Here is a 12,693-nt window from a genome sequence, read left to right as displayed (position 1 = left end):
CCGTCACGGAATACCCCATGCCCGATTTTCACCATGCCCGTATTGACTGGGATGAGCGAGGCCTGCCGCTCTCGCGTGAGTTCGACGACGTCTATTTCTCCCCCGACTCCGGCATCGACGAGACGCGCCACGTCTTCCTCGCCGGCAACGATCTGGCCGAAGCATTCGCCGCCCTGCCGCAACAAAGCCAATTCTGTATCGGCGAAACCGGCTTCGGTACCGGGCTCAATTTCCTCTGCGCCTGGCAGCTCTTCGAGCGGACCGCCCCTGCTGGTACGCGGCTGCACTTCGTCAGCGTGGAGAAGTTCCCCCTTGCCCGCCCCGACCTGGAGCGCGCCCTCGCACTCTGGCCGGACTTGGCACCATTCACCCAGCAATTGCTGGAGCAATACATCGCTATCCATCCCGGCTTCCAGCGCCTGGTGTTCGACAGCGGGCGTGTAGTGCTGACCCTGATGGTCGGCGATGCTCAGGATTGTCTGCCGGAACTGGACGCGCGCATAGACGCCTGGTTCCTCGACGGTTTCGCGCCGGCCAAGAACCCGGAAATGTGGAATACCGAGCTAATTGCCCAGTTGGCCCGGCTGTCACACCCCGGCACCACCCTCGCCACCTTCACCAGCGCCGGTTTCGTCAGACGCGCGCTTAACGACGCGGGCTTCCGCATCAAGCGCGTCCCCGGCTTCGGCAAGAAGTGGGAAATGAGCAAAGGCGTCTTCGAGGGTGAGGCCACCCTCCAGGCCAGCCCCTGGTATGCCCGACCACGCTATCAGCCGGCACTGCGCGAAGCGCTGGTTATCGGCGCTGGACTGGCCGGATGCGCCAGCGCCGCTAGCCTGGCCGCGCGGGGCTGGCAGGTCACCTTGCTGGAGCGCCATGAAGCCATCGCCCAGGAGGCGTCCGGCAATCCACAAGGTGTGCTCTACCTGAAGCTGTCCGCCCACGGGACGCCCCTATCGCGGCTGATCGTCAGCGGCTTCGGCCATACCCGTCGTCTGCTGCAACGCCTCGAACTCGGCGTGGATTGGCAGGGTTGTGGCGTCCTGCAATTGGCGTTCGATGGCCAGGAAGCGAAGCGCCAGGCCAAGTTGGCCGACGCCTTCCCCCATCAGCTGCTGCACAGCCTGGACCGGCAGCAGGCCGAAGACCTGGCAGGCGTCGCGTTGCCTGCCGGCGGTCTCTACTACCCAGAGGCCGGCTGGGTTCACCCCCCTGCGCTCTGCCGCCTGCTGGCGGCACATCCGAACATCCGCCTGCGGCCCCACTGCGAAGCCCTGGAGCTGCATCGCGAAGACGGTCTCTGGTGCGCCTATGCCAATGGGCAACGCCTCGCCATCGCGCCCGTGGTGGTGTTGGCCGGGGCCGCCGAAGTGCTGCGCTTTCCGCAGACAGTGGATCTTCAGCTCAAGCGCATTCGTGGTCAGATCAGCTGCCTGCCGGCTACGCCACTGAGCGCCGGATTACGGACTGTGCTCTGTGCTGAGGGCTACGTCGCACCGCCCCGTTGTGGCGAACACACCCTTGGGGCCAGCTTCGACTTCCACAGCGATGATCTGGAGCCAACGGTGGCCGAACATCAAGGCAACCTGCGACTGCTAGAAGAGATATCCCCGGACCTCACCAGCCGCCTGCAAGCCGAACGCCTCGATCCGGCAACACTCCAGGGGCGTGCCGCCTTCCGCTGCACCAGCCCGGACTACCTGCCCATCGTCGGCCCCCTGGCCGATAGCGCTGCCTTCGCGAAGACCTATGCGGTGCTGTCCAAGGATGCCCGGCAGGTACCAGACATCACCGCTCCCTGGCTCGATGGCCTCTACATCAACAGCGGCCATGGCTCGCGCGGGCTAATCACGGCGCCGCTCTCCGGTGAGCTGCTGGCAGCCTGGCTCGATGACGAGCCGCTACCCGTGCCGCGTAGCGTGGCCGAAGCCTGCCACCCGAACCGTTTTTCCCTGCGCCAACTGATTCGCAGGCAGAAGGCATGACCGTTGACCTGTTGCTGCTCGAGGCCCTCGGCATCGGCACTGTGCTCGGCCTGTTGCTGGGCCTGACCGGTGCAGGTGGCTCCCTGGTGGCCCTACCGCTGCTACTCAGCCTGCACCTGCCATTGCGTGATGCCATCGGTGTAAGCCTCGGCGCCGTCGCACTCTCCGCCGCTATCGGTGCCATGCCGCGGGCCGTTCAAGGCCAAGTGGCCTGGCGCCCCGTGCTGCTCCTGGCCCTGAGCGGCCTGCCCGGAAATGCCGCCGGCCAGTGGTTCGGGCGCTTCATCCCGGAGTTCGTCCTTATCCTCGGCTTCTGCCTGCTGGTGCTCTGGTCGGCCTGGCGCATGTGGCGAGGCGCCGGCGTACCCCAGAGAGCATCCGGCGCACTGCACAGCAGACCGCTGGTGGCGATCGGACTGGCCGTCGGCCTGCTATCCGGGGTGATGGGCGTGGGTGGAGGATTCCTCATCGTGCCAGCGCTACTCTGGTTCACTCCACTCGGGATGCTCGCTGCCACCGCCACCTCGATGGCTGTGATCGCATTGGTTTCCGGTGGCGGCTTCCTGCTCTACCTCAGTGGTGCCCAGCCACCAATGCTGCTTCTCGGCGGCCTGGCTGCTGGCGGAGCGTTGGGGGTGCTCGGCGGCAACCAGCTCGCGGTTCGGCTGGGTGGCGAAACCCTGCAACGTCTGTTCGCCCTGATGCTGGTGGCCGTCAGCCTGTCGCTGGCCGCACAGAAGCTGATCAGCTGAGGCAACTGACGGCCTATAACAGATCGATATAAAACTCATGAAAGGCTCCTGGGGTCGGACCCCTAGGAGCCTGTTGAGCATGTCCCTCCCCGACGCGCGGGTGCGGCGGCCAGGACGCAGACTCCAAGCCCTCCCCAACGGCAACACCGGTAAGGAACTATGTGCGGGATTTCTGGAGAACTGCGTTTCGACAAACAACCGGCCGACCTGGCCGCCCTCGACCGAATCACCCACCACCTCGCCCCTCGCGGTCCCGATGCCTGGGGTTTGCATAGCCAGGGCCCGATCGCCCTCGGCCATCGTCGCTTGAAGATCATGGACCTGGCCGCAGCCTCAGGGCAGCCCATGCTGGACCTGGAATACGGGTTGGCCATGGTGTTCAACGGCGCTATCTACAACTACCCCGAACTACGCAAGGAGCTGCTGGCGCTCGGCTATCGCTTCCATTCCGATGGCGATACCGAAGTTCTGCTCAAAGCCTGGCATGCGTGGGGCAAAGACATGCTGCCCAAGCTCAACGGCATGTTCGCCCTGGCCATCTGGGAGCGCGACAGCCAACGTCTGTTCCTCGCTCGCGACCGCCTCGGCATCAAGCCGCTCTACCTCTCGCGCACCAGACAGCGCCTGCGCTTTGCCTCCAGCCTGCCGGCGCTACTGCAAGGCGGTGATATTGACACCAGTCTGAATGCCCAGGCGCTCAACTATTACCTCAACTTTCATTCTGTAGTGCCGGCCCCGCATACCCTGGTCAAGGGCGTCGAAAAGCTGCCGGCGGCAAGCTGGCTGCAAATCGACGCCGACGGCAACAGCAGTCAGGGCACTTGGTGGCAGCTCCATTACGGTCCCAGCGACTCAGAGCACGACCTCGGCCTGGAGGACTGGCGCGACCTGCTCCTGGCCAGCCTGCGCGACGCCGTGGCGGTGCGCCAGCGGGCAGCCCGAGAAGTGGGAGTGCTGCTTTCCGGCGGAGTGGACTCCAGCCTGCTGGTGGGTCTGTTGGCCGAGGCTGGGGTAGAGGAACTCGCCACCTTCTCCATCGGCTTTGCGGATGCCGGGGGCGAACGCGGTGATGAGTTCGAATATTCCGACCTCATCGCGCACCACTACGGCACCCGTCATCAACAGCTGCGCATAGACGAACATGAGGTTCTGGAGCAGTTGCCCCAGGCCTTTGCCGCCATGAGTGAGCCAATGGTCAGCCATGACTGCATCGCCTTCTATTTGCTGGCACGCGAAGTTTCCAGGTACTGCAAGGTGGTGCAGAGCGGCCAGGGCGCCGACGAACTGCTTGGCGGCTATCACTGGTATCCGCCGTTGGTGGACACCTGCGATCCGTTCAACAGCTATCGCGCAGCCTTCTTTGACCGCAGCCATCTCGAGTACCAGGCCACCGTGCAGCCCGCCTGGCTGACCGACGACCTGGCCGGCGACTTCGTCCGCCAGCATTTCGAGCGCCCCGGAGCCCTCGAGCCAGTAGACAAGGCCCTGCGCCTGGACAGCACCGTGATGCTGGTCGAGGACCCGGTGAAACGCGTCGACAACATGACCATGGCCTGGGGCCTGGAGGCGCGCGTGCCGTTCCTCGATTACCGGGTGGTGGAGCTGTCCGCGCGCATCCCCTCCCGCTTCAAACTGGGTGATGGCGGCAAGCAGGTGCTCAAGGCTGCGGCTCGCCAGGTGATCCCCCACGCCGTCATCGATCGCCCCAAAGGTTACTTCCCGGTGCCCGGCCTCAAGCACCTGCAAGGCCGGACGCTCGGCTGGGTGCGCGAACTGCTGCTGGACCCGAGCCAGGATCGCGGCCTGTTCCAGCCAGCCATGCTCGAACGCCTGCTGGCCAGCCCATCCGAGGACATCACGCCGTTGCACGGTTCGAAACTGTGGCAAATGGCAGCGCTGCATCTCTGGCTCAACCAGCAGGGCATCTAGGAGGAATCCCATGAAGGCTTACATTCAGCACAGCCAACGCCTGCTCCGCGGCCAGCCACCAACCTACCAACGCTTGCAGGCGCGTCTGGCCGAAGGGCACCAACCGGGGCAGCGCGCCCCGCAAGTACTGCACTGCGGCTGGGGCCGCCTGCTGCTCGGCCACACCTTTTCGACGCCCGCCAGCCTCGCGCAGGAGCTGTTGGCCGAACGGACCGGCGAACGTGACATCGCGCTCTACGTGGCAGCGCCGCAGCAGGTCCTGGCGCAGGCACCACAGCAACTCTTCCTCGACCCATCCGACACATTGCGACTCTGGTTCTCCGACTACCGGCCAGCGCACCGAGGCTTTCGTGGCTTTCGTATCCGCCGCGCACAAAGCAATGCCGATTGGCAGGCCATCAACCAGCTCTACCGTTGCCGCGGCATGCTGCCGGTTAATCCGTCCTGCATCACCCCGCGCCACCTCGGCGGGCCGGTGTACTGGCTGGTCGAAGACGAAGCCAATCACCAGATCATCGGCAGCGCCATGGGCCTCAACCACACCAAGGCCTTTGCCGACCCCGACGGCGGCTCCAGCCTCTGGTGCCTGGCGGTCGATCCACAGTCCAGCCGGCCCGGCATCGGCGAAGCGCTGGTGCGGCATCTGGTCGAACACTTTCTTAGCCGAGGCCTGAGTTACCTCGACCTGTCTGTACTGCATGACAACCACGAAGCCAAGGCCCTTTACGCCAAGCTTGGCTTTCGCGAGCTGGCCACCTTCGCCGTCAAGTGCCGCAACAGCATCAACCAGCCGCTGTTCATTGGCCCGGGGCCCGATGAGCAGCTCAACCCTTATGCACGCATCATCGTCGATGAAGCGCTGCGCAGAGGCATCGACGTGCAGGTGGATGATGCCGAGGGTGGGCTGTTCAGCCTCAGCCATGGCGGCCGCCGCATCCGTTGTCGTGAGTCCTTGTCCGACCTCACCAGCGCAGTGAGCATGACGCTCTGTCAGGACAAGCATCTGACTCATCGGGCCCTGGCCCGTGCGGGCCTGCGACAGCCCACGCAACGACTGGCAGGCAGCGACAAGGCGAATGCCGCCTTCCTGGCCGAGCATGGCCGCCTGGTGGTCAAGCCGGTGAATGGCGAACAGGGCCAGGGCGTGGCGGTGGACCTGCGCACGCTCGACGAGGTACGGGCAGCCATCGACAACGCCCGGCATTTCGACAGTCGGGTGCTGCTGGAGAGCTGCCACGACGGACTGGACCTGCGGGTCGTGGTGATTGGCTTCGAAGTGGTCGCCGCCGCGATTCGCCGCCCCGCTGAAGTGGTGGGCGACGGCCAGCGAACCCTGCACGAGCTCATCGAACGGCAAAGTCGTCGACGTCAGGCTGCCACAGGCGGCGAAAGCCGCATCCCGCTGGACGGCGAGACCGAGCGCACCTTGCGCGCGGCCGGTTACGGCTACGACGACGTGCTGCCCGCGGACATCCGCCTGGCCGTGCGGCGCACTGCGAACCTGCATACCGGCGGAACCCTGGAAGACGTCACTGCCCGCCTGCATCCTGCCCTGGCGGAGGCGTCGATACTTGCCGCCCGCACCCTGGAAATACCGGTGGTAGGACTGGACCTGCTGGTGCCCGCCGCCGACCAACCCGACTACATGATGATCGAAGCCAACGAGCGCGTTGGCCTGGCCAATCACCAGCCGCAGCCTACCGCCGAGCGCTTCATCGATCTGTTGTTCCCGCTCAGTCGGACGCCTTCCTGAGACCGGAGGAGAACGCAGGCGCTGCTGAGCGCAAGGAGACGCCATGACTACCCGCATCCCCGAGCCCGACCTCACCTACCTGCAGCGAGTGCTGCTGGAAATGCTCGCCATACCCAGCCCCACAGGCTTCACCGACACCATCGTGCGCTATGTCGCCGAGCGCCTGGATGAGATCGGTATCCCCTATGAGCTGACCCGGCGCGGCACGATCCGCGCCACCCTCAAGGGCCGCCAGAACAGCCCGGACCGTGCCGTATCCGCGCATCTGGACACCATTGGCGCCATCGTCCGCGAGATCAAGGACAACGGACGCCTGGGCCTCGCTCCGGTCGGCTGTTGGTCCAGCCGCTTCGCCGAGGGCAGCCGCGTCAGCGTGTTCTGCGACAGCCGCGTCCTGCGCGGCAGCGTGTTACCGCTGATGGCCTCCGGGCACGCCTTCAATACGGCCGTCGACAGTCTGCCCATCAGCTGGGACCACCTAGAGCTGCGGCTCGATGCCTACAGCACCACTCGCGCCGACTGCGAAACCCTGGGGGTGGCGATTGGCGATTTCGTCGCCTTCGACCCACTGCCCGAATTCACTGAAAGTGGCCATATCAGCGCACGCCACCTTGATGACAAGGCAGGCGCAGCCGCTTTGCTCACGGCGCTCAAGGCGATTGTCGAGGCAGGGCTGGAGCCTCCCATCGACTGCCACCCACTCTTCACCATCACCGAAGAAATCGGCTCCGGTGCGGCAGGCGCATTGCCCTGGGACGTCAGCGAGTTCGTCAGCATCGACATCGCCCCGGTCGCCCCAGGCCAACACTCCAGCGAGCATGCCGTCAGCGTCGCCATGCAGGACTCCGGCGGCCCGTACGACTTCCACCTCTCACGCCACTTGCTGCGCCTGGGCGAGGAACACGCGATTTCCCTGCGCCGGGACCTGTTCCGCTACTACCACAGCGATGCGCAATCGGCGGTGGCCGCCGGCCATGACATCCGCACCGCCCTGCTCGCCTTCGGCTGCGACGCCACCCACGGCTACGAACGCACCCATCTCGACAGCCTGGAGGCTCTAGCGCGCCTGCTCGGCGCCTATCTGCTGAGCCCCCCGGTGTTCGACTCCGACGCCCTCAGCCGCCAGCAATCGCTCGAAGCCTTCAGCCACCAACTGGAGCACGACGCCCAGATGGAGAGCGAAACCCGCGTCCCGACCGTGGAAAGTCTGGTTGGCAAAGGAGACAGCAGCGCTTGATGGGCGACGCGGCGGCAGGCAAAGTGCCAGACAAGGAAGCAACAACAACATGGGTAGTCGCATGCCTCGCCTCTGTCTGGCACTTTTCCTGCTGTGGCTCACGTTGCCATCGATCGCCTCGGCGGGCGCCCCGCTGGACCGCGACGAGCTGCGCCTCTCACTCGGTCCCTGGATAAGTTACCTGGAGGACCCCAATGGCAGCCTGAGCTTCGAGCAGGTCCGTGCCCTGCCCAATGCTGCGTTCCGCCCCGTTGCCGGTGAGCAGGCCAATCTCGGCAAGAACCGCTCCGCATGGTGGTTCCGTGTCCATCTGAACAACAGCCGGCCGCATCCGCTGGCCGGCTACCTGGAAGCCAACTACCCCCTGCTGGATGACATCCGCGTTTACTACGTCGCCCCTGACGGTGGTGTGAGCGAACAGGAAAGTGGCGACAGGTTTGCCTTCGCCCAGCGTCCGGTGCAGGTTCGCAACTTCTGGTTCCCGCTGAGCGTGCCGCCTGGCCAGAGCACACTGATCCTGCGGGTGGAAAGCACCAGCACACTCTTCGTTCCCTTGCTGTTCAGCACCTACGGTGCCAGTGCCGCAGCCCAGGAGAACCTCGAGGGCTTCACTGGTGCATTCTATGGCGTGCTGTTCGCCATGTTCTTCTACAACCTCTTTCTCTACCTCTCGTTGCGCGAGCCCGCCTATCTCTGGTACCTGGCCTACAGTGTCAACGTCGGCCTGCTTGCGGCCTGCTTCGACGGCATGTTGTTCAAGCTGCTGCCCCAGCATGTCGGTCTGCAGTCCGTCGCGATCTACATTTTCATGTACCTGCACTGCCTGACAGCCGTGCAATTCAGCCGGCACTTCCTGCACACGCGGCAGCATTTCCCCCGGCTCGATCTGGCGCTTCGCTGGCTCATGGCAGTCACCCTCGCCAGCCTGGTCTGCGCCCCACTGATTGGCCTGCAGGCCTGGAACGTACTCGCCAGCCTCATCGTGCTGGCCGTCTCGCTGTTTCTCCTGGTCACCGGCGTCTACGTCTGGCGCAGCGGCCTGCGCTACGGCTCTTACTACACCCTGGCCTGGGGTGTGCTGCTATTCGCCTTCATGCAGATCACCGCTGGCTCGCTCGGCGTGGAAATCCTGGGCATGTTCGGCGCCACCGTGGTCAAGATCGGCGTCACCATCGAACTGATCACCCTCTCCATCGGCCTCGCCGACCGCATCAACACGCTCAAGGATGAAGGTTACCGCTCACGCCAGGCAGCCGAGCAGGCAAACTTCGAGAGCCAGTCCAAAAGCCGCTTCCTGGCCAAGATGAGCCATGAGATCCGCACCCCCCTCAACGGCGTGCTGGGCATGTTGCAGCTGCTCAAGGACACCTCGCTGGATCGCAGCCAGCGCTACTACGTCGAGACCATCTCCAGCTCCGGCAGTGCGTTGATGGCCGTGATCAACGACATTCTCGATTACGCGCGCATCGAGTCCGGCAAGCTGGCTCTCGAGTCCATCGACTTCGACCTCGAGGAACTGGTGTCCGAAACCCTCAGCCTGTTCAGCGCGCAGGCCATGGGCAAGGGCCTGGGGCTGCACCTCAGCCTGGACGCCGGTGTGCCTCGGCGAATCAAGGGCGACCCCACGCGGCTCAAGCAGGTGCTGATGAACCTGCTCAGCAATGGGCTGAAGTTCACCGCCCAGGGCCACGTCCTCCTGAGCGTCTCCACCCGCCGCGATGCGCAAGAGCAACCGCACCTGGTGTTCGCCATCAGCGATAGCGGCATCGGTATCCGTGCCGAAGCCCTGGCACAACTCTTCGACTCCTTCTCTCAGGGCGACTCCAGCACCACCCGCCGCTATGGTGGCAGCGGCCTGGGGCTGGCCATTAGCAAGGAACTGGTGGAAATGATGGGTGGGGCCATCGACGTGCAGAGCACCGTCGGCAAGGGTACCCGCTTCAGCTTCGAGCTCCCCCTGCAGAGCGCCGACGAGGACGGTGACGAACTGGCCCGCCTGCTGGACGGACGCTCCGCGCTGCTGGTCTCCCGGGATAGCCTCGCGCTCGACGCACTTAGCCGCCTGCTCGGCCGCTGGGGCATGCGTTGCGAACGTTGCCAGACCCCTGACCGGCTGGCAGGCTGCTTCGAAGAATTCACAATGCCGCCATTGCTGGTACTGATGGCGCCCTGGTCGGATGCGCCCGAGAAATGGCTGGACAGCCTTCGGCCGCACTTGGAACGCGGCCAGCGCGTGCTGCTGCTCTGCCCTCCCGATCAGTGCCAGGCACTGCCTGCTGGTGCAGGCCTGCGGCTACGCACCATTACCCAGCCGCTGACCCTGGCCCCGCTACGCGAAACCCTGCTGGATCTCTATCGTGAACGCCGTCTGGAGGAACGCACCTCCGTGCAGGAAGAGCGCCTGCGCATCAGCGCCACGCCCTGCATCCTGGTCGCCGAGGACAATCCGGTGAACCAGATGGTGGTCCAGGGCTTTCTGAAGAAGCGCGGCTATGTGGTACGGACCGTTGCCAACGGCTTGGCTGCAGTGGACGAGTACGAACGCGATCCGGATGGCATCCACCTCATACTCATGGACTGCGAAATGCCCGAAATGGACGGTTTCGAAGCCACTCGGCAGATCCGCAAGCTGGAGCGCAGCCGGAACTGGCCGGCCGTCCCGATCGTCGCCTTGACCGCCCACATACTCGAAGAGCACCGCAAGGCAGGCGCCGCCGCTGGCATGGACGACTTCCTTGGCAAACCCCTGGACAGCATTCTGCTCTACAGCACGCTGGAACGTTTCATCGCCCGCCAGAACATCGACGGATGACGACCGAGGCCCGGCAGCGCTAGCATTCATGCACTTGCCGGAGACCTCGATGCTCATCCCCTACGACCTGCTTGAAGCCGACACCCTGACCCGCCTGATCGAAGACTTCGTCACCCGCGAAGGCACCGACAATGGCGACGACACCCCGCTGGACACTCGCGTCGAGCGCGTCCGCAAGGCCCTGGCGAAAGGCGAGGCAGTCATCGCCTATGACCCGGACAGCCAGCAATGCCAACTCATGCTGAAACTGGACGTGCCCAGGGAGTGGCTTGAGGACTGAAAGCAACGCAGCCTCGGGGTCAGACAGAGCGCGACATTGAGCCCAATGGCCACCATTCAGGGGCCACTGCCAACCCCGGCCGCCGCCACACCCGGCTCCGTCGGAGCCAGGACAACATGCTGGCTGATCGTGGCCATCTGAAGAATCTCCACCTGCAGCTTGTCCTTGCCCAGCAGGAAATCCACCAGCCGCTGTGGGAAGGGCCAGTAGTTCAGTTCAGCGGTCAGAGTGATCGGGCTCACCGCAGTGGACGGCACCTGAAAAGAAAACTCACGGATGTCATAGCCCTTGGGCAGGATGCGGTTATCCGAGAGGATCTGAGTGGCGTTCCAGACCTCGATGTCCAACTCCTTGCCGTCCTTGTCCCCCAGGTGAACCTTGAAGTTGCGCGTACCGGGCTCGGTGGCGCCGTCCTTGATGGCCCCCAGGCGGTAGAACTCGGTTCCCATCGCGTCGACCGCATGAAAGTCGATCCACACCTCACGCCCTTCGGGGAAGCCCGTCGGCAATTTGTGCCCGGCACCGACATTGGCCACCTTCACCCTCACGGATACCTGTTGCCCTGGCAGAATGCGATCCGGGACATGGAAGAACTCGATCTGCGCGGCCTCCCGCAGCGATGAACGCGCACGTTGCGCTGCCTCTTTCTGGCCTAGGTACTCCAGCACCGCCGCATTGGCGCCGCTGAACCAGTGCGAGGCCACATCGTCACGCTCCGGCCCCATCATCGCCGCTTTTCCGACGAAGCCTGGCATATGGCAACTCTGGCAGGTCTCGCCATTGAAGCTGTACGGGCTTTCCAGCCATTCATCATAGGTCCGCTCCACCGCTACCGAGCTGAACGGGTGGGTGACGTTGTGGCAGGTGGCGCAGAAGTCCGAGCGGGTATGCAGCCCCGAATACACCGTGTCGTGATACGGAGAAACCGCGTCCCGGCGCGGACCGAACTTGGTCGGCTTGCCGTGGGCCCGCGGGCTCAGCACATACGCACCGTTATCCAGCCCGGTGCGGGCACTGATGTTGTGGCAAGTTTCGCAATCTACGCCGGGCATGGGATTGTGTTCGGCAGTGAATTCGATCGAAGCGCGGTTGACCGAGGAGGTTATCTGCCCGGTGGTCAGGCCGATGGGGGTGTGGCAGCCGGTGCAAAAGTTATCCACACGCCCTTCGGTCGCCTGGCTCGCATGCCGGAGCAAGGCGCGGTAGATCGGGTCTTCCCAGGCATGGGACATCATGGAACTGCGCCATTGCTGATAGATTTCCGTATGGCAGGCACCGCATACCTGCGCATCGTCAAAGTCCTTGATGCTCAACACCGCATTGTTCGGGGTGTTGGCCCGATGGGGGAAAAAGGGCAAGCCACCTTTTTCCTGCATCAGCCTTGAACGGGCAGGCTCCAGCCACTTGGCATCGTCCTGGGGTGCCTCGGCCACAGCCGCATGGGACGCCAGCAGGCAGACCAGTGAATAGGCGACAAGCCGAGCGCTGGTGGACGTGAAATGTGCGCGAACCGATCGAGCCAATGGCTGCCTTGCCGAGCCAACCATCTTGCTGCCTCTCTCAAACCGAGCAGCCCCATGACGCCAGCACGTAACCCCGCCCACCGCGAGAGAAAGCCTTGGCAATGCACAGGCCACAAGCAGCCCAGATCACATGGCAGAAACCGGCAGATCCCTAGCAATACCTATCCGGTCCAGCGCAAACTCGTGAATTTCTGATACCCCCGCTACTCGGGGATGCTGTTCAGTAGTAGTCGGGGGCTCCTGCAGCGTCAAAACAGCATCCAGATTGGAAAACAGCCGATCGGAGGCTCTAACTATTTGAACGAATCAAGATTTTTTAGGCCGAGCAGCTTGATGCAAAGGCGATGAAGTGCCCCTAAAACCATCCCCAGCGTATACATCCGGGACCCACCGGGTTCGAGGCGATGAGTTCGTGGAACATG

8 protein-coding genes are annotated in these 12,693 nt (G+C 64.2%); 7 read left to right on the top strand and 1 reads right to left on the bottom strand.

Going from position 1 to position 12,693, the window contains the following annotated elements; translation table 11 throughout:
• Positions 1 to 17: 17 nt before the first annotated feature.
• The 7 genes from mnmC to OXH74_RS15800 all read left to right on the top strand — a co-directional run bounded on the left by mnmC (position 18) and on the right by OXH74_RS15800 (position 10,748).
• Complete coding sequence (gene mnmC, locus OXH74_RS15830) at positions 18 to 1,985, top strand: bifunctional tRNA (5-methylaminomethyl-2-thiouridine)(34)-methyltransferase MnmD/FAD-dependent 5-carboxymethylaminomethyl-2-thiouridine(34) oxidoreductase MnmC (RefSeq protein ID WP_375737831.1); 1,968 nt, start codon at positions 18 to 20, stop codon at positions 1,983 to 1,985.
• On the top strand, positions 1,982 to 2,737 hold the full coding sequence (locus OXH74_RS15825; protein WP_375737830.1) for a sulfite exporter TauE/SafE family protein: 756 nt from the start codon (positions 1,982 to 1,984) through the stop codon (positions 2,735 to 2,737). Before mnmC ends, OXH74_RS15825 begins: the two co-directional genes overlap by 4 nt.
• Before the next feature lie 159 nt (positions 2,738 to 2,896).
• Positions 2,897 to 4,666, top strand: coding sequence for an N-acetylglutaminylglutamine amidotransferase (locus OXH74_RS15820; RefSeq protein ID WP_375737829.1), 1,770 nt, complete (start codon positions 2,897 to 2,899; stop codon positions 4,664 to 4,666).
• 10 nt (positions 4,667 to 4,676) lie between these two features.
• On the top strand, positions 4,677 to 6,419 hold the full coding sequence (ngg, locus tag OXH74_RS15815; RefSeq protein ID WP_375737828.1) for an N-acetylglutaminylglutamine synthetase: 1,743 nt from the start codon (positions 4,677 to 4,679) through the stop codon (positions 6,417 to 6,419).
• A 43-nt stretch (positions 6,420 to 6,462) separates the two neighbouring features.
• Positions 6,463 to 7,656, top strand: coding sequence for an osmoprotectant NAGGN system M42 family peptidase (locus tag OXH74_RS15810; RefSeq protein WP_375737827.1), 1,194 nt, complete (start codon positions 6,463 to 6,465; stop codon positions 7,654 to 7,656).
• Positions 7,657 to 7,717: 61 nt separating this feature from the next.
• The gene (locus OXH74_RS15805) at positions 7,718 to 10,468 is read left to right on the top strand and encodes a 7TM-DISM domain-containing protein (RefSeq protein ID WP_375737826.1); all 2,751 of its coding nucleotides are present in this window, start codon (positions 7,718 to 7,720) and stop codon (positions 10,466 to 10,468) included.
• A 49-nt stretch (positions 10,469 to 10,517) separates the two neighbouring features.
• Positions 10,518 to 10,748 carry a YheU family protein gene (locus tag OXH74_RS15800; protein WP_215376391.1) on the top strand — a complete coding sequence of 77 codons (231 nt, stop codon included), beginning with the start codon at positions 10,518 to 10,520 and terminating at the stop codon, positions 10,746 to 10,748.
• Positions 10,749 to 10,804: 56 nt separating this feature from the next.
• Here the strand turns inward: OXH74_RS15800 and OXH74_RS15795 are convergent, their stop codons facing one another.
• A complete protein-coding gene (locus OXH74_RS15795; protein ID WP_375737825.1) occupies positions 10,805 to 12,271 on the bottom strand; it encodes a multiheme c-type cytochrome in 1,467 nt (488 codons plus the stop codon).
• Between the last annotated feature and the right edge of the window lie 422 nt (positions 12,272 to 12,693).

The sequence above is a fragment of the Metapseudomonas boanensis genome (genome assembly GCF_042232855.1).
GTDB classification, from domain to species: Bacteria; Pseudomonadota; Gammaproteobacteria; order Pseudomonadales; family Pseudomonadaceae; genus Metapseudomonas; species Metapseudomonas boanensis.
Note: the sequence above shows the minus strand (reverse complement) of the source record. Positions and strands in the feature narration are given on the sequence as shown.